This is a genomic window from Streptomyces sp. NPDC005820, assembly GCF_040630255.1.
GTDB lineage: Bacteria > Actinomycetota > Actinomycetes > Streptomycetales > Streptomycetaceae > Streptomyces.
Genome location: NZ_JBEXXE010000051.1, coordinates 28,338 through 50,444 on the forward strand (window position 1 = coordinate 28,338; position 22,107 = coordinate 50,444).

At 72.6% G+C, this 22,107-nt stretch carries 20 protein-coding genes and 2 pseudogenes; 8 read left to right on the top strand and 14 right to left on the bottom strand.

The window, feature by feature from the left end; genetic code table 11:
* Window positions 1–55 precede the first annotated feature (55 nt).
* The 9 genes and pseudogenes from ABZ464_RS42700 to paaN all read right to left on the bottom strand — a co-directional run.
* Window positions 56–154 (bottom strand): annotated as a pseudogene (locus tag ABZ464_RS42700) (phenylacetate-CoA oxygenase subunit PaaJ); the annotation flags it as partial.
* Window positions 148–975: a 1,2-phenylacetyl-CoA epoxidase subunit PaaC gene (gene paaC / locus ABZ464_RS42705; RefSeq protein ID WP_359287305.1), complete on the bottom strand. Its 828-nt coding sequence runs from the start codon at window positions 973–975 to the stop codon at window positions 148–150. The gene paaC and the pseudogene ABZ464_RS42700, both read right to left, overlap by 7 nt.
* A 25-nt stretch (window positions 976–1,000) precedes the next feature.
* Window positions 1,001–1,294 (bottom strand): 1,2-phenylacetyl-CoA epoxidase subunit PaaB, encoded by a 294-nt coding sequence (gene paaB, locus ABZ464_RS42710; protein ID WP_359287306.1) that lies wholly within the window; start codon window positions 1,292–1,294, stop codon window positions 1,001–1,003.
* Window positions 1,291–2,277, bottom strand: a complete 987-nt coding sequence (paaA, locus tag ABZ464_RS42715; protein ID WP_359287307.1) for a 1,2-phenylacetyl-CoA epoxidase subunit PaaA — start codon at window positions 2,275–2,277, stop codon at window positions 1,291–1,293. Before paaA ends, paaB begins: the two co-directional genes overlap by 4 nt.
* Window positions 2,278–2,386: 109 nt before the next feature.
* The gene (locus tag ABZ464_RS42720) at window positions 2,387–3,283 is read right to left on the bottom strand and encodes an enoyl-CoA hydratase-related protein (RefSeq protein WP_359287308.1); all 897 of its coding nucleotides are present in this window, start codon (window positions 3,281–3,283) and stop codon (window positions 2,387–2,389) included.
* A complete protein-coding gene (locus ABZ464_RS42725) occupies window positions 3,274–4,128 on the bottom strand; it encodes a 3-hydroxyacyl-CoA dehydrogenase family protein (protein ID WP_359287309.1) in 855 nt (284 codons plus the stop codon). The genes ABZ464_RS42720 and ABZ464_RS42725 overlap by 10 nt, the downstream gene beginning before the upstream one ends.
* Complete coding sequence (locus ABZ464_RS42730) at window positions 4,125–4,877, bottom strand: enoyl-CoA hydratase/isomerase family protein (protein WP_359287310.1); 753 nt, start codon at window positions 4,875–4,877, stop codon at window positions 4,125–4,127. Before ABZ464_RS42730 ends, ABZ464_RS42725 begins: the two co-directional genes overlap by 4 nt.
* A complete protein-coding gene (locus tag ABZ464_RS42735) occupies window positions 4,874–6,097 on the bottom strand; it encodes a thiolase family protein (RefSeq protein WP_359287311.1) in 1,224 nt (407 codons plus the stop codon). Before ABZ464_RS42735 ends, ABZ464_RS42730 begins: the two co-directional genes overlap by 4 nt.
* Window positions 6,090–7,802 carry a phenylacetic acid degradation protein PaaN gene (gene paaN, locus ABZ464_RS42740; RefSeq protein ID WP_359287312.1) on the bottom strand — a complete coding sequence of 571 codons (1,713 nt, stop codon included), beginning with the start codon at window positions 7,800–7,802 and terminating at the stop codon, window positions 6,090–6,092. The genes ABZ464_RS42735 and paaN overlap by 8 nt, the downstream gene beginning before the upstream one ends.
* Before the next feature lie 266 nt (window positions 7,803–8,068).
* On the opposite strand from paaN, the gene paaK reads away from it, so the two are divergent.
* Both paaK and ABZ464_RS42750 read left to right on the top strand, forming a co-directional pair.
* Window positions 8,069–9,415, top strand: a complete 1,347-nt coding sequence (gene paaK, locus ABZ464_RS42745) for a phenylacetate--CoA ligase PaaK (RefSeq protein WP_359287313.1) — start codon at window positions 8,069–8,071, stop codon at window positions 9,413–9,415.
* Between the two features lie 25 nt (window positions 9,416–9,440).
* A complete protein-coding gene (locus ABZ464_RS42750) occupies window positions 9,441–10,079 on the top strand; it encodes a TetR/AcrR family transcriptional regulator (RefSeq protein ID WP_359287314.1) in 639 nt (212 codons plus the stop codon).
* A 239-nt stretch (window positions 10,080–10,318) separates the two neighbouring features.
* Here the strand turns inward: ABZ464_RS42750 and ABZ464_RS42755 are convergent, their stop codons facing one another.
* Window positions 10,319–12,256, bottom strand: coding sequence for a BTAD domain-containing putative transcriptional regulator (locus tag ABZ464_RS42755; RefSeq protein WP_359287315.1), 1,938 nt, complete (start codon window positions 12,254–12,256; stop codon window positions 10,319–10,321).
* 113 nt (window positions 12,257–12,369) lie between these two features.
* Here ABZ464_RS42755 and ABZ464_RS42760 point away from each other — a divergent pair, with 113 nt between their 5' ends.
* The gene (locus ABZ464_RS42760; RefSeq protein ID WP_359287316.1) at window positions 12,370–13,248 is read left to right on the top strand and encodes an alpha/beta hydrolase; all 879 of its coding nucleotides are present in this window, start codon (window positions 12,370–12,372) and stop codon (window positions 13,246–13,248) included.
* A gap of 44 nt (window positions 13,249–13,292) precedes the next feature.
* On the opposite strand, the gene ABZ464_RS42765 is transcribed toward ABZ464_RS42760, so the two are convergent.
* Window positions 13,293–14,405: a substrate-binding protein gene (locus ABZ464_RS42765; RefSeq protein WP_359287317.1), complete on the bottom strand. Its 1,113-nt coding sequence runs from the start codon at window positions 14,403–14,405 to the stop codon at window positions 13,293–13,295.
* Between ABZ464_RS42765 and ABZ464_RS42770 the strand changes: the two genes are divergently transcribed.
* From ABZ464_RS42770 to ABZ464_RS42780, 3 genes are all read left to right on the top strand, one after another.
* Window positions 14,365–14,823 (top strand): amidase family protein, encoded by a 459-nt coding sequence (locus ABZ464_RS42770; protein ID WP_359287318.1) that lies wholly within the window; start codon window positions 14,365–14,367, stop codon window positions 14,821–14,823. The genes ABZ464_RS42765 and ABZ464_RS42770 overlap by 41 nt on opposite strands.
* Before the next feature lie 238 nt (window positions 14,824–15,061).
* Window positions 15,062–16,096 (top strand): helix-turn-helix domain-containing protein, encoded by a 1,035-nt coding sequence (locus ABZ464_RS42775; protein ID WP_359287319.1) that lies wholly within the window; start codon window positions 15,062–15,064, stop codon window positions 16,094–16,096.
* A gap of 72 nt (window positions 16,097–16,168) precedes the next feature.
* Window positions 16,169–16,582 carry a PPOX class F420-dependent oxidoreductase gene (locus tag ABZ464_RS42780; RefSeq protein ID WP_359287320.1) on the top strand — a complete coding sequence of 138 codons (414 nt, stop codon included), beginning with the start codon at window positions 16,169–16,171 and terminating at the stop codon, window positions 16,580–16,582.
* Between the two features lie 122 nt (window positions 16,583–16,704).
* Here the strand turns inward: ABZ464_RS42780 and secD are convergent, their stop codons facing one another.
* From secD to ABZ464_RS42795, 3 genes are all read right to left on the bottom strand, one after another.
* Window positions 16,705–18,963 carry a protein translocase subunit SecD gene (gene secD, locus ABZ464_RS42785; protein ID WP_359287321.1) on the bottom strand — a complete coding sequence of 753 codons (2,259 nt, stop codon included), beginning with the start codon at window positions 18,961–18,963 and terminating at the stop codon, window positions 16,705–16,707.
* Between the two features lie 445 nt (window positions 18,964–19,408).
* Complete coding sequence (locus ABZ464_RS42790) at window positions 19,409–20,104, bottom strand: response regulator transcription factor (protein ID WP_359287322.1); 696 nt, start codon at window positions 20,102–20,104, stop codon at window positions 19,409–19,411.
* A 2-nt stretch (window positions 20,105–20,106) separates the two neighbouring features.
* Window positions 20,107–21,114 (bottom strand): histidine kinase, encoded by a 1,008-nt coding sequence (locus tag ABZ464_RS42795; RefSeq protein WP_359287323.1) that lies wholly within the window; start codon window positions 21,112–21,114, stop codon window positions 20,107–20,109.
* A 378-nt stretch (window positions 21,115–21,492) separates the two neighbouring features.
* Here ABZ464_RS42795 and ABZ464_RS42800 point away from each other — a divergent pair, with 378 nt between their 5' ends.
* Window positions 21,493–21,822, top strand: coding sequence for a TraR/DksA C4-type zinc finger protein (locus ABZ464_RS42800; protein WP_359287324.1), 330 nt, complete (start codon window positions 21,493–21,495; stop codon window positions 21,820–21,822).
* A 5-nt stretch (window positions 21,823–21,827) separates the two neighbouring features.
* Window positions 21,828–22,046: pseudogene (locus tag ABZ464_RS42805) on the top strand (TraR/DksA C4-type zinc finger protein); the annotation flags it as partial.
* Between the last annotated feature and the right edge of the window lie 61 nt (window positions 22,047–22,107).

A 22,107-nucleotide genomic window follows, 5' to 3' on the forward strand; every position in this document is an offset into this window, starting at 1 on the left:
AGATCTCCTTGACGTACTCGAACGGTTCGCGGCAGGCGGGGCGGCGTCACGGCGCCACCCCGAGGTCGGCGAGGGCGAGCGTGGGCAGTTCGGGGTCCGGAACCCGCCCGGCGATGTGCCGGGCGCGGCGCACGTCCGTCGGTACGGTCACCATGCCGCCTCCGGGTGGGCGCGGGCCACGCTCTGCAACTCGGTCAGCAGGGGAGCGAGATGCTTGGTGTGCTCGCCGTCGCGGCCGGTTCCGGGCAGCGGCCGGCACACCGGCAGGGGTATGCCGGCCGCCTCTGTGACCTGCCTCAGCACCCCTCCGACCGCGTCCCGGACGTCGTACACGGTGAACAGCTCGTCCACGTACGGTGCGACCTGCTCCCACGCGTCCCGCATCCGGCGACGGGACTCGGCGGTGCCGTCGCCCAGGCGGACGACCCATTCGGCGGCGTACTGCCGGTGATACGTCAGCTCCTTGACGCCCTTGGCGGCGATCGCGGCGAGCACCGGATCGCCGGAGGCGGTGAGCCGCTCGAAGTGCGCGAGCCGCCACGCGGAGAGCACCAGCAGCCGGGCGACGGAGAACGCGAAGTCGCCGCCCGGGAGTTCGGCGAGGCGTACGTTGCGGAAGTCGTCGGCGTCGCGGAAGTAGGCGTAGGCGTCCTCGTCGCGGCCGGTGCCGTCGGCCTGACCGGCGCGGGAGTACAGCAGACGGGCCTGGCCGAGCAGGTCGAGGCCGATGTTCGCCAGGGCCACCTCCTCCTCCAGCTCCGGGGCGCGGGTCGTCCACTCGGCCAGCCGTTGTGCCAGGACGAGGGCGTCGTCGGCCAACGCGACACAGTCGGCGGCCAGTTCACCGGCGTCGACGCCGTCGGACAGCGCGCTGTCCACGCCGTGCAGCGGGTCCTCGAAGCCGGTGCCGTACGCCCAGCGCGCGTCGTCCTCGTGTCCCTCGGCCAGGGCCGGATACGCGTGGTCGTCACTCATGCCCTGCTCCTCCATGCCCTGCTCCTCAGATGTGCGGGACATCGTCGGGGATGTCGTAGAAGGTCGGGTGGCGGTACACCTTGTCGGCGCTGGGGGCGAAGAAGGGGTCCTTCTCGTCGCGCGTGGAGGCCGCGATGTGGTCGCTGCGCACCGCCCAGACGGATACGCCCTCGTTGCGCCGGGTGTACAGGTCTCGGGCGTGAGTGAGCGCCATCCGGTCGTCGGCCGCGTGCAGCGAGCCGACGTGGACGTGGTTGAGCCCGCGCTTGCCGCGCACGAACACCTCGTACAGCGGCCACTCCTGCTTCTCGGCGGTCATGCCACCGCTCCCTTCTGCGTACGGGTCGCCTGCTTGGCGGCGTGGGCGGTGGCGGCCTCCCGCACCCAGGCGCCCTCCTCGTGGGCGGCCCGGCGACGGGCGACCCGCTCGGCGTTGCGGGGCCCGTCACCGGAGATCACCCTCGTCAGCTCGTCCCAGTCGGGGGTGCCGAAGTCGTGGTGGCCGCGCTCCTCGTTCCAACGCAGCTCCGGGTCGGGCAGGGTGACGCCGAGCTTCTCGGCCTGCGGGACGGTCATGTCGACGAAGCGCCGGCGCAGCGCGTCGTTGCTGTGCCGCTTGATCTTCCAGGCCATCGACTGCGCGGAGTTGGGCGAGTGGTCGTCCGGCGGTCCGAACATCATCAGCGACGGCCACCACCAGCGGTTCACGGCGTCCTGGACCATCGCCCGCTGCTCGTCGGTGCCGCGCATCATCGTCATCAGCAGCTCGTAGCCCTGCCGTTGGTGGAACGACTCCTCCTTGCAGATCCGCACCATCGCGCGGGCGTACGGCCCGTAGGACGACCGGCACAGCGGCACCTGGTTGCAGATCGCGGCGCCGTCCACGAACCAGCCGATCACCCCGACGTCGGCGAAGCTCGGCGTCGGATAGTTGAAGATCGACGAGTACTTCTGGCGGCCCTCGATCAGCCGGTTCGTCAGATCCGCGCGGTCGGCGCCCAGGGTCTCCGCGGCCGAGTACAGATAAAGCCCGTGGCCGGCCTCGTCCTGCACCTTGGCGAACAGGATCGCCTTGCGGCGCAGCGAGGGCGCGCGGGTGATCCAGTCGCCCTCGGGCTGCATGCCGATGATCTCGGAGTGGGCGTGCTGCGCGATCTGTCGGATCAGCGTCCTGCGGTAGCCCTCCGGCATCCAGTCGCGCGGCTCGATCCGCTGGTCACGGGCGATCGTCGCCTCGAAGCGCTCCTGCAGCTCCGGCTCTGCGCAGCCCGCCGCCGATGCGTCGGCGTGTGTCGCGGCCATCTGCCCCACCTTCCCTACCGACCGTTCGTTCGGTCGATATCGTGACTGAGTTCTTCGTGTTCTGACAAGTGACGCCGGCAAGTGACGTCTGCAAGTGACGTCGACCGGGTCAGCGTCCGGTGAAGGACGGCTGCCGGCCCTCGAGGAAGGCCCGCACGGCGGACCGGTGGTCCTCGGTCCCGCCCAGCCGCTCCTGGGCCGCGGCCTCGCGCTCCAGCACCACGGGCAAGGCCGCCTCTTCGGCCCGCAGCAGCGCCTTGACCTCGGCATACGCGGCGTTGGGGCCGGCGGCGAGGCGCCGGGCGAGAGCCAGGCCCGCCGCGGCGGCCTCCCCGTCCGGCACGACGCTGTGGACGAGGCCCCACCGCTGCGCCGCCTCGGCGTCGAAACGGTCGCCGAGGAGCATCAGGGCGGCGGCACGCGAGCGGCCGACCGCCTGTGTCAGAGCCCCGCTCAGACCGCTGTCGGCGGCGAGGCCGATCCCGGTGAAGGCGGTCGAGAACCGGGCGCCGGTTCCCGCGACCCGCAGGTCGGCGCAGAGGGCGAGCCCGAGGCCCGCGCCGACGCAGGCGCCCTCGACGGCCGCGACCACGGGCTGCGGCAGCGCGCACAGTTCCTCGACGAGCGGGTTGTACTCGTCCCGCACGACGGCGAAGGCGGATACGGGCGCCGTCTCCAAGGCCCGCGCGTGCTCCTTGAGGTCCTGGCCGACACAGAAGTGCCGGCCCGCGGCGGTGAGCAGCACCACCCGCACGAGGGGGCCGTCGTCGCGTACCCGCCGTACGGCGGCGAGCAGTTGGGCGCGCAGCGACGCATCCAGCGCGTTTCCCGCCGTAGGCCTGCGCAGCTCGATGACGGCGACCTGGCCGTCCAGGGTGTAGCCGACGCCATGCCGGGCCGCTTCGCCGGGAGAGGCGGGAGAGGCGGGAGAGGCGGGAGAGGCGGGAGAGGCGGGAGAGGCGGGAGAGGCGGGAGAGGCGGGAGAGGCGGGGGTGCTCACTCCCATGTGTGGAACCCCTTCCCCGTCTTGCGTCCCAGCTCCCCGCGGGCGACCTTCTCCCGCAGCAGCCGGGGAGGGGCGAAGCGCTCACCGAGCGTGGCGTGCAGATGCTCCGCGATGGCGAGGCGTACGTCGAGCCCGACCAGGTCGGTCAGGCGCAGCGGCCCCATGGGGTGCTTGTAGCCGAGCCGCATGGCGTCGTCGATCGCGTCCGGTGCCGCGACGCCCTCCTCGACCATGCGGATCGCCTCCAGCCCCAGGGCGAGGCCGAGGCGGCTGCTGGCGAAGCCGGGCGAGTCCTGCACCACGACGTCCTTCTTGCCGAGGCAGTGTGTCCAGCCGAGGGCCGCCTCGAGGGTGTCGGCCCCGGTCTCGGGCGCGACGACGATCTCGACCAGTTCGGAGGCGGGCACGGGGTTGAAGAAGTGCATGCCCACAAAGCGGGCGGGCCGGTTGAGGGCGGCGGCGAGGTCGGTGACCGACAGGGAGCTGGTGTTGCTGGCCAGTACCGTCGCCGGGCGCACCGCCTGCTCGGCGGCGGCCAGCAGCCGGGCCTTGAGCGCGGCGTCCTCGGGGACCGCCTCGACGACCAGATCGGCGTGCGGGGGCAGGGCGTCGACGGACGGAACCGTCGTCACCCGGGCCAGCACGTCCTCCGCGGACTCGGTCAGCGCGCCCCGTTCGAACGCCCGCTTCAGCCCGTCGGCGACCCGGCCCAGTGCCGCGGCCGCCGCCTGCTCGTCGCTCTCCACGACGGTCACGGCCGAGCCGGCCGTCGCGAAGGACTGTGCGATGCCGGCGCCCATCCGGCCGCCGCCGATCACCCCGACGACTGCGGGTGCTGAGGTCATGCCCGGCTCCTCTTCTCCAGGAAGCGTGTCATGCGGTCCTTCTTGTCCTGTCCTTCGAACAGCACGGCCTGTGCCAGGTCGTCCGCGACCGGATGGGCACCGGGCGAGTCGACGACGAGCTTCGTCAGCCGCAGGGCGGTGGGGGAGGAGCGGGCCATGCGGTCGAGCAGGGCGTGCGCCTCGTCCAGCAGCTTCTCGGCCGGTACGACGTCGATGACCAGGCCCGCCGCCAGTGCCGCGGGCGCGTCGAGGTTCCGCCCGGCGAGCAGCACCTGCTTGGCGACCGACTCGCCGACCAGCTCGGGCAGCCGCCAGCAGGCACCTGCCGCGGCGAGGATGCCGAGTCCCGGCTCGGGGTTGCCGAAGACGGCGTCCGGTCCTGCGATGCGCAGGTCGCAGGCGTACGACAGTTCGGCGCCCCCGCCCAGCGCCCAGCCGTCGACGGCGGCGAGCGTCGGTAGGGGGAGTCTGCGCACCCGCTCGAACAGGCGACTGTTGATGCCCCGCAGGGCTTCGTCCCGGCCGCGCCGCAGCAGCTCGGCGATGTCGGCGCCGCCCGCGAAGACACCGCCGTGCCCGGTGAGCAGCAACAGCTTCGGATCGGCCTCCAGCAGAGCGCACACCTCGTGCAGTTCGGCGATCATGCGACCGCTGATGGCGTTGCGGGCCTCGGGCCGGTGCAGGGTGACGACGACCCGGTCCTCGCGTTCGTCGACGAGCAGCGTCTCGTAGGTCGGCGTCACCGTCATACCCGCTCCACGAGCATCGCGACGCCCTGGCCGACGCCCACGCACAGGGTCGCAAGGCCCCGTCGGGCGTCCTCGCGCTCCAGCCGTCCGAGGAGGGTCAGCAGGACACGGGCGCCGGAGCAGCCGAGGGGGTGGCCGAGCGCGATGGCGCCGCCGTCGGCGTTGACCTGCTCCTCGTCGAGCTTCAGCCGTCGGATCACGGCCAGAGCCTGCGCGGCGAACGCCTCGTTCAACTCCACCGCGTCCACGTCCCCTGCCTGCCATCCGGCGCGGGCCAGGGCCTTCTCCGTGGCGGGGACCGGGCCGAGGCCCATGAGGTGGGGCTGGACGCCGGCCGACGCGGAGGCGACGATCCGGGCCCTCGGGGTGAGCCCGTACCGCCGGACCGCTTCGGCGCTCGCGACCACCAGCGCGGCGGCGCCGTCCGACAGGGGCGAGGAGGAGCCGGCGGTGACGATGCCGTCCGCGCGGAAGACGGTCCGCAGGGCGCCCAGCTTCTCCAGCGTCGTGCCGGGGCGCGGCCCTTCGTCGCGGGTGACCTCGCCGTCCTTCACCGGCACCGGCACGATCTCGCGGTCGAAGCGCCCCGCCTCCTGTGCCGCCACGGCCCGCTGGTGACTGCGCAGTGCGAACGCGTCGGACTCGGTGCGGGTGATGCCGTCCAGCGCCGCGACCTCCTCGGCCGTCTCGCCCATCGCGAGGGTCACCCTGACCGTCTCGGGACCGGCCCCGGCGGGCACGGCCCGGTCGGCGGCGGCGAAGCGCGGGTTGGTGAAGCGCCAGCCCAGCGAGGTGTCGTGGACCTCTCCCGGCTTGGCCCAGGGGGTGCCGGGCTTGGCCATCACCCAGGGGGCGCGGGTCATGGACTCCACCCCGCCCGCGACCACCAGGTCCGCCTCCCCGGACCGGACCGCCTGGGCGGCGCTCGCGACCGCCGTCAGGCCGGAGGCGCAGAGCCGGTTGACCGTGTAGCCGGGAACGGTGTGCGGCAGCCCCGCCAGCAGCACGGCCATGCGTGCCACGTCCCGGTTGTCCTCACCCGCCTGGTTGGCGGCGCCCAGGACCACCTCGTCCACGGCCCCGGCCGGGATCCCCGCACGGCGGACGGCCTCACCCACCACCAGGGCGGCCAGGTCGTCGGGGCGTACGGAGGCCAGTGCGCCGCCGTAGCGGCCCTGCGGGGTGCGCGCGCCGTCGATCAGGAAGACGTCGTCAGGCATGGGCGGACTCCTCGGCGGGAACGGGCCGGCGCGACTGCAGCGTCGCGAAGCGGCCGGTGACGAAGGCGGGGTCGGACAGGGTGGCGCAGGCCGCCGGGTTGGCGGCGCTGCCGTGGAAGTCGCTGAAGGCGGCGGACTGGTTGACGAAGACCGCGCCGGTGAGGTTCTCCGAGAGGTGCACACCGGCGTCCAGGGCGGCCGCCTCGGCGGCGGCCAGCACGTCCTCGCTCGTCGAGTGGACGGCGGCGGTCAGCGCGCCGTGTTCACGCACCGTCTCCCGGAAGACCGTGAGGCTGTGCTCGGTGGAGTCGGTGCCGATGACGAAGGAGACGGGCCCGAACCACTCGCGGGTGAAGGTCTCCCGGTCCGTCTCCGCGTCGAGCCGTGCCACCAGCGGCGTACGGACGACCGCGGCCGGGTACTCCGGATGCTTCACCGGCGTCGACGCCCGCACCGTACGGCCGAGTCCGGCGGCCTGCTCCAGACGCTCGCGCACACCGTCGTTGACGACGGCGCCCAGCGTGCCGGCCGCCCGGGCCGGGTCGCCGAGCAGCCGGTCCAGCGCGGCGCCGAGGTCGGCGGCGAACTCGTCGGCGCTCCGCACGCCCTCGTCGGTGGCGAAGCCCTCGCGCGGGATCAACAGGTTCTGCGGGGTGGTGCACATCTGGCCGCTGTAGAGGGACAGTGAGAAGGCCAGGTTGCCCAGCAGTCCGCGGTAGTCGGCCGTGGAGTCCAGGACGACGGTGTTCAGGCCCGCCTTCTCGGTGTGGACGACGGCCTGGCGGGCGTGTGTCTCCAGCCAGTCGCCGAACTCGGTGGAGCCGGTGAAGTCGATGATCCGTACGTCCGGGTGGAGGGCGTACACCGACGCGGTACGGTCCTCGGGGCTCTCGGCGGCCAGGATCACCACGTTCGGGTCGAAGCCCGCCTCGGCCAGCACCTCGCGGGCGATGCGCACGGTGATCGCGAGCGGCAGGACGGCACCCGGGTGCGGCTTGACGACGACCGGATTACCGGTGACCAGGGAGGCGAACAGGCCCGGATAGCCGTTCCAGGTGGGGAAGGTGTTGCAGGCGATCAACAGCGCCGTCCCACGTCCGACGGGCGTGAACTTCTTGTCCATCACCAGCGGGCCGCCCTTGCGCTGCGGCTTGCTCCAGCGCGCCGCACCCGGGTGCCTCTTCTGCTCGGCCCAGGCGTAGGCGACCGCCTCGAGGCCGCGGTCCTGGGCGTGCGGGCCGCCGGCCTGGAAGGCCATCACGAAGGCCTGACCGGTGGTGTGTTCGACGGCGTGCGCGATCTCGAAGCTCGCCGCGTTCAGCCGGGCGAGGATCTCCGCGGCCACCCCCGCACGGGCGTCGGCCCCGGCGTCGCGCCACGGGCCGGTGGCGGTCTTCGCCGCGGCCAGCGCCGCCTCCGGGGCGACGCGGGGATAGGTCACCCCCAGCGGGAAGCCGTACGGGGACGTCTCGGTCGCCGGGACCACGCCGTGCCCCGGATGGCCGGGAAGCTCGAAGTGGTCTCCCAGCCACTCCCGGAAGGCGGCCTCTCCGCTCTTGGCCGCGTTCTCGCCGTACACCGACTTACTGGGCGACTCGGGATACGGGGACCAGTGGCCCCGGCCGGCGGTGGCGGCGACCGCCTGTTCCAGCAACGGACGGTGGCGGGCGAAGAAGTCCGGGCGGTCAGGGACGTTCTGGGGCATGCGTTCCACCTCTTGACATGCAGCGGTGCGGCTGGATTACTAAGCCGTGCCGCACGCTAACCGAATGTTCGGTCGGGAGACAAGATGGCGGAAATCGTGACACAGGCCACTCGCCCGAGTCCTGCCGGCCCCTCACGTCGTGGATGCCGCTGTGTCGCGGAGTTCCGCAGCCGCAGTCGCAGCCGCAGCATCACCGGCCCGCCACCGGACCCGACCAGGGACACGACGGCGCACAGGACGCCGGGCACGACCACGAAGGAGCCCCGATGAGCAGCGAGACGACGCCCCGGGCGGCCCCCACCTCCCGCCTGGGGCAACCGCTTCCCCCCGACCTGCTGGACGACGGCGAGCGGCTGACCCGGGAACAGCTGAGAGAACTCCAGCTCGACCGGCTCCGATCGACGCTGCGACACGCCTACGACAACGTCGAGCTGTACCGGGACAAGTTCGACGAGGCCGGTGTGAGGCCCGACGACTGCAGGTCACTGGAGGACCTGGCCCGGTTCCCCTTCACCACCAAGGCCGACCTGCGGGACACCTACCCCTTCGGCATGTTCGCCGTGCCGATGGCGGACGTGCGGCGCATCCACGCCTCCAGCGGCACCACCGGCCGCCCCACGGTCGTCGGCTACACCGACAACGACCTCTCCATGTGGGCGGACGTGGTCGCCCGCTCCATCCGCGCCGCAGGCGGCCGCCCCGGCCACAAGGTGCACATCTCCTACGGCTACGGGCTCTTCACCGGCGGCCTCGGCGCCCACTACGGGGCCGAGCGGGCCGGCTGCACGGTGATCCCGGCCTCCGGCGGCATGACCGCGCGTCAGGTGCAGATCATCCAGGACTTCCGGCCCGAGATCATCATGGTCACCCCGTCCTACATGCTCACCCTGTTGGACGAGTTCGAGAAGCAGGGCATCGACCCGCGCACCACCTCCCTGAAGGTGGGCATCTTCGGGGCCGAGCCGTGGACGGAGGAGATGCGCCGCGAGATCGAGGAGCGCATGGACATCCACGCCGTCGACATATACGGCCTGTCCGAGGTGATCGGCCCCGGTGTCGCGCAGGAGTGCGGGGAGACCAAGGACGGCCTGCACGTGTGGGAGGACCACTTCTACCCCGAGGTCGTCGACCCGCTCACCGACACCGTGCTGGCCGAGGGCGAGGAGGGCGAGATCGTCTTCACCTCGCTCACCAAGGAGGCCCTGCCGATCATCCGCTACCGCACCCGCGACCTGACCCGGCTGCTGCCCGGCACGGCCCGGCCCGCCTTCCGCCGGATGCAGAAGGTCACCGGCCGCTGCGACGACATGATCATCCTGCGCGGGGTGAACGTCTTCCCCAGCCAGATCGAGGAGATCGTGCTGCGCACACCCGGAGTCGCGCCGCACTTCCAGATCCAGCTCACCGAGCGCGGCCGTATGGATCACATGGTCGTGCGGGTCGAGGCCCGCCCTGGCACCGGCCCCGAACAGCGCGAGGCCGCCGCCAGGGCGATCGGCCAGGGCGTCAAGGACGGCGTGGGCGTCACCGTCGAGGTGGCGATCGTCGACCCCGAGACCCTGGAGCGGTCCCTCGGCAAACTCCGCCGGGTCAAGGATCTCCGGCGGACATGACAGCCGACCTTGCGAGAATGGCCGGGTGAGCAGAACGTCTGTGCAGAGCCCTGGCGGCCGTGGTGACCGGCCCGTCTACGACCGTGACTCCGTACTGGAGGTCGCTGTCGCCGTCTTCAACGAGCGCGGCTACGACGGCACGGGCATGGAGGAGCTGGCCAGGCGCCTCGGCCTGAGCAAGTCCAGCATCTATCACCATGTCTCCGGCAAGGGCGAACTGCTCGAGCTCGCCGTCGGCCGCGCGCTGGACGCCCTCTTCTCCGTACTCGACGAAGCCGACGGCGCCGACGGGGCCGGGGCCCAGGGCACCACGGCGACCGTCCGGCTCGAGCGCGTCGTGCACCGCAGCGTCGAGGTGCTCGTCACCGAGCTGCCGTACGTCACCCTGCTGCTGCGGGTGCGGGGCAACAGCGTGGTGGAGCGGCGGGCGCTGGAACGGCGCCGCGAGTTCGACCACCGCGTGGCCGAACTGGTCGCCCGCGCGGCTTCCGAGGGCGGCGTCCGCGCCGACCTCGATCCGCATCTCGCGGCCCGGCTGCTGTTCGGCACCGTCAACTCGCTCATCGAGTGGTACCGGCCGGAGGGCGGACTGCCGGCCACGGCTCTGGCCGACGCCGTGACGGCGGTCCTCTTCGACGGGATGCGCGGCCGGCCGGGCCGCTGAGGGTCCGTGCCGCCGGCGGGGCCGGTGATGCGGGCACGGACCGGGCGGCGGGGCCCGATGACCTGCGCGTCGTCCGGTGAGGCGGCTTCCTCGGCCTCAGCGAGTGCCAGGTACAGCGAGGCGACCGAGGGGTGGCGTCCCGCCTCTTGCCCGTCTTGATCGTGAGCTGCTTCGCGATGTCGGGGATCGCCGATGACCTTGGGCCGTCCGCCTTAATGCCCTTCCGCCGGGGCGGTCGCTCACCCCGCTCCGGCGTATCCCTCCGCCTCTGCCAGGTACCGCGCCACCGGGCCCAGGGTCAGCATTCCGCCGGCGGCGCCGGCGTGTTCTGCGTAGGCATCACGCAGGGCGGCCGCAGAGTGTGCGGCGATTCCGCGCTCGCCGAGGCGTACGGCGGCGCGGGCGGTCAGGCACCACATGGCCTCCTGCATGTGGTCACGCGGTGGTTCGGGCACCGCGGCGAGGGCGGTACGAGCCTCCTCGCCCCGGTCCTGGGCGAGCAGCACGAGGGGTCGCGTCCAGGGCCTGTACGGGCCCCAGTCGAGGTGCGGGTCGGTGGGCGCCGGCCGGTCGTGCAGCAGGCGCAGTCCCAGTAGGGCGAGCGGGAACAGGCCGCGGTGCAGCCCCGGCATTCCGGCCGTCCGGAGGGCGTCCTCGGCATGGCGGTAGTGCGCCGCTGCCGTGGCGGCGGTCGGCCCGCCGGGCTCGGCGCTGCGGGCGGCTGTGGCCCGGGCCCTGAACCACCCGGTGAGGACGGAGACGAGGGGCGCCTCGGCGGTGGCGGCGAGCTGGTCGGCCGCATCGGCGTGTGAGCTCGCGGCGTCGAGGTCGCCGAGGGCCGAGGCGGATTGCAGGCGGACGAGTCGGCCGAGTACGGCGAAGTTCGGCAGCTCGTGCCGGGTGGCCAGGTCGAGGATCTCGGCGCCGGTCCTGTCCCGTGCCGCCGCGAGCCCGGGGCGGGTGAAGGACTGCAGGAACACCCCGTTGAGGGCGAAGGCCAGCAGGGCGGGATCGGCCAGGTGCCGGGCCAACTCCTCTGCCTGCCGCGCCGCCCGCTGCGCGTGCTTCAGCTCGGTTCCGGACAGATCGGCGCTGCGGCTCTCGACGGCGACCGTGGCCAGGAGGCGGGCGCGCAGGTCGGCGGGGCCGTCCGGGCCGAGCCCGGTGAGCGTGCGCTCGGCAGCCGCGACGACGGCGCGGGACTGCTCGGGGTCGTCGGCCCGGCTCCAGAGGGCGGGCACGTCGTAGGCGCCGATGGTCCGGGCGGTCAGGGAGAGGTCTCCCGTGCGTTCCGCCGCATGGATGGCGGCGAGACGGTCGCGCCGAGAGTGGACGAGGGCGTCGCCACCCGCCAGCGCGAGCGTGCGGGCCAGATCCACGGTGGTGCGCGGGCCGAGCCGGACACCATGGCCGGTCCACACGGTACGTGCTCCTGCCAGGGGCGCGGACCCGTTGAGGATGTCCGTCTCCAGGCGCCGAAGGTCGGCACCGGGGTCGAGTCCGAGTTGGTCAACGAGCATCGCGCGGGCACGGCGGAGGACGGCCAGTGCGTCGGCCTGGCGGCCCGCGCGGTACAGCGCGCGGGCAAGCAGCTCCCAGGCCGGCTCGCGCCACGGGTGTTCGGCGACATGGGCACCCAGTTCGGCGACGAGATCGGCCCCTTCCCCGGAATCGAGGAGGATGCGGGCGCGCAGTTCCACCCCCTCCAACCTCAATTCCTCCAGTCGGGTCCGCTCGCGCTGCGCCCAGGCGGAGCCGGTCACGTCGGCGTAGGCGGGTCCGCGCCAGGTCGCGAGTGCCGCGCCGAGGTCGGTCACCGCGCCTGGGTTGCGGCGGGCTCGGGCCAGGGTGTCCTGGAACCGATGGACGTCCACGTCATCGCGCGGCAGGCGCAGCGCGTAGCCGGGACCTTCGGTGACGATTACGCGGGGCGGATCACGGGGCGGCCGGTCGGGTTCGAGGGCGCGGCGCAGCGCGGCGACGAACGTACGCAAAGCACCCACGGCGCGGGCCGGCGGATCGGTCCACAGGTCATCGACAAGGGTGTCGGTGGTGACCATCCGTCCCTCGGCGGCGACGAGCCGGGCGAGTACCTCACGATGGCGGGGTCCGCCCAGGTCGACCGGGCTGCCGTCGTCACGGAGGGCCCGCACCGCGCCGAGCACGTCGATTCGCATGCCCCCCATCCTCCGTGCCGGGGGCCGGCAGCGCCCAACCGTACTGATCGGCTGCTGATCGCCGTCGCCCAAGCTGATCCGGTCGAGTCCCCGACCCGAAAGGGTGGTCCCTCATGACGCTCACCATTCCCGGCTTCGATCACGTCCGCCTGCCCGGTGCGGACGGTGTGGAGCTGGCCGCGGCTGTCGGCGGCAGTGGCAGCCCGGTCGTGCTGTTGCACGGTTTTCCCCAGACCCACCTGATGTGGCGACACGTCGCCGAGCGACTCGGCGACGAGCACACGGTGATCTGTCCTGACCTGCGGGGTTACGGCGCCAGCGACAAGCCGGCGGCCACCGACCCCGATGTGTACGCCAAGCGCACCATGGCCGCCGATGTCGTGACCCTGGCGGCGGCGCTCGGCCACGAGCGCTTTGCCCTCGTCGGCCACGACCGAGGCGCCCTGGTCGCCTTCCGTGCGGGGTTGGACCACCCTGAGACCATCACGCACCTGGGCATCCTCGACATCGTGCCGACGCTCGACATGTGGAACGTCCTGCACGGCGCCTCGGCGGCGGTCGGTTACCACCTCTTCCTGATGGCGCAGCCGCCGGGCCTGCCGGAGGCGATGATCGCAGCCAGTGCGGACGCGTTCTTCGGCTCGTTCCTCGACGCCTGGGCCAACGACCCGACCGCCATGCCCGAGGATGTGCGTGCCGCATACCTGCGCGCGAGCGCCGCGGCGGTGACGTCGATCGTCGCGGACTACCGGGCCTCGGCGGACATCGACGTCATGCACGACCAGGCGGACCTGGACGCCGGGTCGCAACTGGCCATGCCGGTGACGGTCGTCCAGCAGGACTGGGGCGCGCAGCTGGGCTACGACGCTGCCGGTGTGTGGAAGGCGTGGGCGCCGGACCTGGACCACCGGCTGACCCGCGCCGGGCACTTCATGGCCGAAGAGGCACCCGACGAGATCGCGGCGGCGATCCAGGGCCTGCTGGCCCGCTGAGCCCCCTGCGCGGAGCTGGGCGGCAGTCGCGTCCGGGTGGGTGGTCAGGCTGTGCCGGACGGCAGCTGTGCGCGGACCGCGAATCCGGTGGTGGTGGCCTCGGCGAGGTACATGCTCTGCCGCAGCCGTCCGTCGGCTCCCACCGCGACGGTGCCCCGCGGCCCGGCCGGCGTGAGACCTTGCAGGGCGCGGGCGACCTCGGTGCCCTGCGGCGACCCGGCTTTCCGGGCGGCCCGGGCGAACAGGTTCACGCCCTCGTACGCCGACTCCGTCAGCGCCGACGGCGACGGCGCCCACACTCCGAACGCGGCCCGGTACCGCCGTAGGAAGTCGGTGTTCTCCGCCGTGTTCAGGGCGGAGAAGTACGGCAGGCAGGACCACACCCCGCCGGCCGCCGCGCCCAGGTGTTCGCGGGTGTTCTCCTCCAGCAGGGGTGCGAGCGTACGGATGCTGCGGCGCAGCCCGGCGGCGTGGAACCGTCGCTCGAAGTCGACGGAACTCCACCCCACCAGACCGGAGAGCACCAGATCGGCGCCGGACGCCTCGATGTCGTCCAGCACGTCGTCGAAGGCCGACTCGCCGAGCGGGACGAGGCGTCGGCCGACGACGTGTCCGCCGTGCCGCTCGGCGATGCGGCCGCCCTGCGCGCACACGGCCCGCGGCCAGGAGTAGTCGTTCCCGATGAGGTACCAGGCGCGGCCGTCGCTCTCGCGCATCAACGCCGGGATGGCGCGCGCCAGTTGGTCCGTCACCGACTCGCCGAGCCGGAACAGCGTTCCGTCCTGCACCGGGCTGCCCTCGTTCGCGGCGGTGTACAGATACGGCAGGCCCGATGCCTGCGCGTGACGGCTCACCGCGTCGAAGGTCGCCGAACTGTGCACGCCCACCACGGCCGCCAGCCCGCGGCGCCGGTCGAGGTCTCGCAGCCGGGCCAGTCCGGTGGCGGCGTCGGTGCGGTCGTCCACCACCTCGATACGCACCGGCCGGCCGCAGATGCCGCCGTCGGCGTTGATCTCCTCGGCCGCCAGCGCCGTGCAGTTGGCGGCGGCCCGGCCGAAGAGTCCGGCGCTCCCGGACAGACTGGTCAGCAGGGCGATGCGGATCTCGTCGGCCGGGTTGTCGTCTTCCGGGGGCGCGCCGCCCAGACTCGCGGTCACCGCCCGCATCGAGGGCCCCGACGTACGGGGCATCTTCGAGAACTGCCTTCTCGACGGCGCCCCGGGGCTGGTCGCCGAGGAGGTGTACCGCGAGTGCCTGGCCCACCGGGAACAGCTGCGTGCCGCCTACGCCGCGACCTTCACCATGCACGGCCTGATCTTCCCGACCACCCCGGCCACCGCCCTGGACCTCGCCACCTGCGACCAGGGAATGGTCCTGTGCGGGGAACCCGTCGACACCTTCCCCACCTTCATCCGCAACACCGGCCCCGCCAGTGTCCTCGGCGCCACCGGTCTGAGCATCCCGATGGGCGTGGCACGGAACGGCCTGCCGGCGGGGCTCGAGATCGACGGGCCTGTCGGGGCCGACCGCGAACTGCTCGCCCTCGGACTGACGTTGGAGGCGATCTGCGGCTGAGATCGCCCGGGTCCGCCGGGCGTGCCCCCGCCCGCGACATGCTCGGTGGGCGGCAGGGCTCACGGCGGACGCCGACGACCGGGTGCCTATCACGGCACACGGCCCGCGAACCGGAACCGGTCAGCCTAGCCGTACCACGATGACGACCGAGCGCCGCATACCAGAGCAGGGCACCTGAACGTCCCCGTGCAAGGATGTCGAAGGGAGCGCCCGGCGGGGAAAACGGAGTTGGGACGGAATGATCGGGACGGTGTTCCGGAGTGAGGACGTGCCTTCCGGGGACAGGTTCGACCACTGGCGGGAAATGGTTGGCCGGATGCGGTCGCCCAGTGACATCACCAGCGCGCACGCCGCCGACTTCTGGGCTCGGAGCAGGGTGATGGAACTGGGGCCCATGACCGTGTGGCCGACGTCCTTCCTGCCGACGCGCTACTGGCGGAGCCCGAAAATGGTGCGCCAGTCCGACCCCGAGCTGTACCACCTCACGCTGCTGCTCGAAGGCGGCCTGGCTCTCGACCACGCGGGGCGGACCGACTCGTTCGGCCCACGTGATCTCCATCTGACCGACAGCTCCCTGCCGTACGACCTCCGCCCGTACGGCACACGGGCCGCGGCGGACGACCCCGAGCCGCCTGTCATCAAGGGGGTGGGCGTCGACATCCCCAAGGCGCTGCTTCCTCTCGCACCGCACCGGGTACGGGAGTTGCTGGGCCGAGGACTGCCGGGGCGGGAGGGCTTCGGCGCCCTGCTGGCGGATTTCCTCATCAGCCTGGAACGGCAGGCCGACACCCTCCAGCCGTCGGACGCGCCACGTCTGGGCGCGATAGTGCTGGACCTGCTGTCGGCCTGGTGCGCCCAAGTGCTGGACGCCGAGGCCGCCTTGGTGCCGGAGTCCCGCCAACGGGTGCTGGCGCGAAGCATCCAGGTGTTCATCCAGCAGAACCTGCACGACCCGGAACTCACGCCACCGGTGATCGCCGCCGCACACCACATCTCCCTCAGCTATCTGCACCGGATCTTCCAGCAGCAGACGCAGGGCGAAACCGTCGCGGCCTGGATCCGCAGACGGAGGCTGGAGGGCGCCGCCCGCGACTTGGCGAATCCCGTGGCGCGCGCCATGCCCATTCACGCCGTCGCCGCCCGTTGGGGCATCTCACGCGCCTCCGACTTCACACGTGCCTTCCGCGCCGCCTACGGGCTCTCACCCAAGGAATACCGGCACCAGGCACTGACAGGTGTGCAGGGGGAGCGGAATTCCGCATGCGCTGAATGAGGCGCTGCCGGGGTCCGGAGGATGCCGGGCCGGGGGAAAATGGGCGCGCTACCGGCTCGACGAAGGATCAGCATGACCACTGACGTATTTCCGCCCGAGGCCGAGGACGACCGTTTCTGGCAGGAGCGACGGATCTGTTTCCTGGCCACCCACCGGCCGGACGGCAGTCCGCATCTCGTCCCCGTGGGGGTCACCTTCGATCCGGAGACCGGCATCGCACGCATCATCAGCAGCGCCGCCAGCAGGAAGGTCCGCAACGTCCGGGCGGCCGGACCCGACGCGACGGTCGCGGTCAGTCAGGTGGACGGGCGCCGCTGGAGCACCCTCGAAGGCACCGCGCTGGTCAAGGACGACCCGGCGTCCGTCGCCGAGGCCGAACGGCGCTACGCCGAGCGCTACCGGCAGCCCCGCCCCAACCCCGAGCGCGTCGTCATCGAGATCACCGTGACCCGTGTGATGGGCACCGTGCGGCCGCCCGGCTGGTGACCTGCCTCGCGGTCGACACCTGCTGCAGAACGTCGAAGAAGGAGCCGATACCGGGATCGTCCTCGCGCTGCCCGACCAGGGCCACCCCGCCGCGCTCCGCGGTCGTACTCCTTGCGTGACGGTCATGGTCTTTCCTTCGCTGCCCAACGAGCCCGCGTCAGGGTGAGAGGGGCTGCGGTGAAGACGGAGGAGTACGTGCCGACCGCCAGGCCGATGAGCAGGGCGAGGGCGAAGTCGGTGAGGGTGCCGTCCGCCAGGACGGCCAGGGCGGTGAGGATGAGGGCCGCGCCCGTGCCGGTGCTGACGGTGCGGGGGAGGGTCTGCAGGATCGCCTGGTTCGTCAGCCGCGCCGGTGGCACCGTGCGGTCGCGGGCGAGGAGTTCGCGGATGCGGTCGAACAGGACGACGGAGTCGTTGACCGAGTAGCCGATGACGGTCAGCAGGGCGGCCAGGAAGAGGCCGTCGACGGGCTTGTCCAGCCAGGCGAAGACACCGACGAGGATCACCACGTCGTGGACGAGCGCACCGACGGCCGCGGCGGCGAACCTCCGCCGGAAGCGCACCGCCAGGTAGAGCAACTGGGCGCCCAGGGCCAGACCGAGCGCGATGAGGGCGTTACGGCGCAGTTCGTCGCCCAGGCTCGGGCCGATCCGTTCGTCACGGACCTTCTCCGTCCCGCCCCCGAGACCGCGCACGGTGTCGGTCACCGTGGCCTCTTCGGCAGCGGTCAGGTCCTCCGCGCGCACCGTGAGGGAACCGTCGCCGGAGGACTGGACGGCCGCGTGCGGGAAGCCGGCCCGGGTGAGGGCCTCACGCGCCCGGTCGGGGTCGACGGGAGTGGTCGTGGCGTACTCGATGAGCCGGCCTCCGGTGAAGTCGACGCCGAAGTCGAGACCGCGCACCAGGATGCCCGAGGCGGCGAGGGCGAGGAGCGCGGCGGAGGCGACCAGCCAGCGGCGCGGACGGCGCATCAGGAACGGGTCGCGGCGCAGCAGTCGGTCGCGGACCCTTCCGGTCTCCGCGATGCCGGTGAGGTGCGGACGGCGGAAGGCCGCGGGGCGGTCGAGCGTGTACTCGGCGAGTACGCGGGTGACGACCAAGGCGCTGATCATCGAGGACAGGACGCCGATGCCGAGGGTGATGCCGAAGCCGCGGACCGGTCCGGAGGCGAGGACGAACAGGAGTGCGGCGGCGATCAGCGTGGTGATGTTGGAGTCGGCGATCGCGCCCAGCGCACCCCGGAACCCGGCCGTCAGCGCCGAGCGGGGGCTGGGCCGGCTGCGGGCGGCGTGCTCCTCGCGGGCCCGTTCGAACACCAGGACGTTGGCGTCCACGGCCATACCGATGGCCAGGACGAACCCGGCCAGGCCGGGCAGGGTCAAGGTGGCGCCGAGGGCGGCCAGGGCGGCGTACGAGATGAGGCCGTAGCAGGCCAGCGCCACGGTCGCGATCAGGCCCATGAGCCGGTAGACGGCGACGATGAACAGTGCGGTCAGCGCGGTGCCGATCACCGCGGCCCGGGCCGCGGCCCCGATGGCCGCGTCGCCGAGGGTGGCGCCGACGGTGCGCTGTTCCACCGTCTCGACCGGTACGGGCAGGGCGCCGCCGGAGATGAGCAGGGCCAGTTCGCGGGCCTCGGCGTCGTCGAAGGAGCCGGTGATCTGTGTGGTGCCGCCCGGGATGCCCCCACCGCACGCCACGGACGGGTCGACCTGCGGCGAGGAGACGATCTTGTCGTCGAGCACGATGGCCACCCGGCGCTGCGGGTCGCCGGGCGGGTGGCAGGCGGCCTCCGCCGTGACCTGCGTCCACCGGGTGCGGCCGGTGTCGGTGAAGTCGACCGTGACGTGCCATCCGGTGCCGCTCTGCTGGTCGAAGCGGGCGTCGGCGCCTTTGATGTGCCGCCCGGTCAGGGCGGCGGCCTCCAGCCGCAGGGGTTGTCCGGCCCCGTCCGGCAGGACGCGCTCCCCGGCCGGATCGGCGGGCTGTGCGGGGGCGCCGGCCGTCTCGGCCGCCCCGGCTGTGCCGAGGACGGCGTGCACGGTGAGCTGTGCGGTGCGGCCCAGGACGTCGGCGGCCTTCTCCGGGTCCTGTACGCCGGGCAGTTCGACGAGGATGCGATGGTCACCGGAGCGGACGAGGGTCGGTTCGGAGACGCCGAGCGCGTCGATGCGGCCCCGCAGCACCTCCACGGTGCGGTCGGTGGCGTCCGGGTCGGCGTCGGCGGCGTCGGAGGAGCGGGTTTCCAGCAGGATCTGGGTGCCGCCGCGCAGATCGAGCCCGAGGCGGACCGGCGTGGTCAGGGCGATGGCCAGCGCTCCGGCGGTCACGGCGAGGGCGAGCAGCGCACGCGTGCGCGAGGAGTTCTTCCGGCGTTTCAACACGAGCCTCCGGCAGGCATGTCGCAGCGACGGCACGCGTGGCCGCGACAGGAGAAGGGGGATGGGGATGTCTCAAGTGCCGGGAGGTGGGGGAGGAGCTCGGCCGCCGTCGTGTGCGGATCGGTCGCGGACGACGGGGGCGCACCCGTGCGGCGTGGACGTGCCTGGGCCGGCGGCCGGGGCGGATGCGGTGATACGGCGGGGGTGGGTGGCGCGGTGGTCCGCTGGGTGCGGGCGCTCGCCGGGATGGGCGTACGGGGACCTGGCCTGAGCGGTGCATCCGGCAGCGCACGGGTCGTCCGCACGGGGACCGGTGTCCGGCCGGTCGACGGCCCTGGCTATTGAGGCCGGAGGGGGTGAAGGCGAAGGTGAGTGCGCGGGCGCGGTGGCGACGGGGAGCAGGGTCAACAGGACGGCGAGAAGCGTGGTGAGCGCCATGAGTGCGTCAGGGTTCGATGAGTCCGGCGCGGATCGCGTAACGGGTCAGTTGCAGCCGGTCGTGCAGACCGAGTTTGCGCAGGAGGTTGGCCCGGTGGCGGTGCACGGTCTTGACGCTGATGAAGAGGATCTCGGCGATCTCCTTGGAGGAGTGCCCCTCGGCGACGAGCTTGAGAACCTCCTCCTCGCGAGGAGTGAGCAGGTGGTCGGGGTTCTCCTCGCCGTGCCGCACGCGGTCCAGACAGGTGCGGATGAGCGCGGTGACCGCGCCGGGGTGGAGGAACGGCTCGTTGCGCATCGCGGCCCGGCAGGCGGCGACCAGGTCGCGGTCGGCCACCGACTTCAGTACATAGCCGCAGGCTCCGGCCTTGAGCGCCTGGAACAGGTACTGCTCGTTGTCGTGCATGGTCAGCATCAGGATCCGCAGCCCCGGTGTGAGCGCCGCCAGTTCACGGGTGGCCTGCAGGCCTGTCAGCCGCGGCATGGCGATGTCGAGGACGGCCAGGTCGACCTCCGTCCTCCGGGCCTGTTCGACGGCCTCGGCACCGTCCCCGGCCTCGGCGACGACCCGCAGGTCGGGCTCACGGTCGAGGATCAGGCGTACGCCGCGGCGCACGAGGGCGTGGTCGTCGGCGAGCAGGATCCTGATCGGCTTCGACGCGGCCGAAGCCGTGGTGCGTTCGGGAGGGATGTCGTCGGACATGGTCAGAGCTGCTTCCTGGGGACGGGGGTGATCAGGCGGATCCGGGTGCCGACGCCGGTGCCGATGCCGGTGCCAAGGGTGGTGGCGGGCGTCGAGGCGGCGATGTCCAGGGTGGCCCCGGCGAGCAGGGCCCGTTCCCGCATGCCCCGGATCCCGGCGCCCTCGCAGGCGGCCTCGATGCCGCGGCCGTCGTCGGCGATCTCCAGCACCACCGCCTCTCCGGCGCGCCGCAGGCTCACCTCCACCCGACGCGCGTCCGCGTGGCGCGCCGCGTTGGTCAGGCTCTCCTGAGCCACCCGGTACAGGACGAGCTCGCTCTCCTCGCCCAGGGCGGGCAGATCGGCGTCGAAGCGGCGTACGACACGCAGCCCGGTGTGGGTGGCGAAGTCCTGCGTGAGCGAGGTCAGGGCGCTGACCAGGCCCAGGTCGTCCAGGACGCCGGGCCGTAGGCGGCGTACCAGGCGCCGTACCTCGTCCAGACTCTCCCGGGTGATCTCCTGAGCCTGCCGAAGGTCCTCGCGCAGCGGCCCCGGAGCGTCGTCCGCAGCGCGCTTGAGCACCAGCAGGATCGCGGTCATGCTCTGCCCGACCTCGTCGTGCAACTCCTGGGCGATACGACGCCGTTCCGCCTCCTGGGCCAGGAGCGCCCGCGCGCTGGAGGTGGCGCGTTCGTGCTCCAGCCGGTCGAGCATGGCGTTGAAGGTCCGGATCAGCTCGGACACCTCGCTGCCACCGCCACCGCCACCGTCGGCGCCGGGAACGGGCAGCCGCTGCCCGGGCCGCAGCAGGTCGACGGTGGTCATCAGCCGGGTCAGCCGGCCCAGCGGGGCCAGGCCCCAGCGCAGCAGGGCGCCGTTGGCGACCAGCATCACGGCCAGACCGCCGACCAGGATGACCGCCTCGGTCAGCAACACCGGCACCGAGACGGTCACCGGCGCCCACAGCAGCAGCGCCGTGGCGGTGCCAAGGACCAGGGCGTTCAGCCCGAAGATCCGCCAGAACAACGACACGGGAAGGCTCCTCCTTCAGGGACCCGGCCTGGATCGGCCCTTCTCACCCCCGCCGTCACACGGGTGCAGGCCACGGGACACGGGCGTGTCCGATCCTGCCCCCAGCCTCCTTCGCCCCGGGGGCTGCGGTCGATGGGGCCCAGCACCCATTTCCCGAGTCGCGCACCACCCATCCGCTGCCCCGGGCGATCACCGTGTGGTTACCGCGCACCGCACGAATGGGGCCCGCGCCCGATGGGTTTCCCACGCGGCACCGAGCAGAGTCGACCGTGACCGAGCCGCCCGGCACGGCCGGTGCCCCACGTCCTACGGAACCGCGGGCCCGGGCGAACCGGTCGGCCATCGCTGCGCCTGCCGCGCCCGGAGAAAGGACCCGCCGTGCCGCTCGACACCTCCCAGACCGATCCCCGTCCCGGACGGTCGGCCGCGCAAGACGCCCGCCGGCGCCTCGAACACGCCCGCAGCAGCCGGATGGCCCAACTGCGGGCCCTCGACGAGGCCGGCCGGATCGCGAAGGACCATGTGATGTCCGCCCAAGCGGAGGCGATCCAACAGGTCCTCAAGGAGATCGACGACGCCTTCGCCCGTATCGACGACAACTCCTATGGCACCTGCCGAGGATGCTCCAAGCCCGTCCCCGCCGAACGCCTGGAGATCCTCCCCTACACCCGGTACTGCGTCGCCTGCCAGCGCCGCGCCACTGTCTGAGGGCCCGGCACCGCTCCGCCGCACAGGCCGAAGTGCAGCTCAGACTCGCCGCCTCCGCGCGCATGGTCCTCAACGACGCCGAGGCGGCGCTGCGGCGCATGGACGAGGGCCGCTACGGCACCTGCCACCTCTGCCGACAGCCCGTCGACCGTGAACGCCTGATGATCGTTCCGCAGGCCCGCTACTGCGCACGCTGCCAGCATGTGCGGGAGGCCGCAGGATGACCGTAGCCCGTAGCCCGTAGCCCGTAGCCCGTAGCCCGTAGCCCGTAGCTCGTAGCCCCCG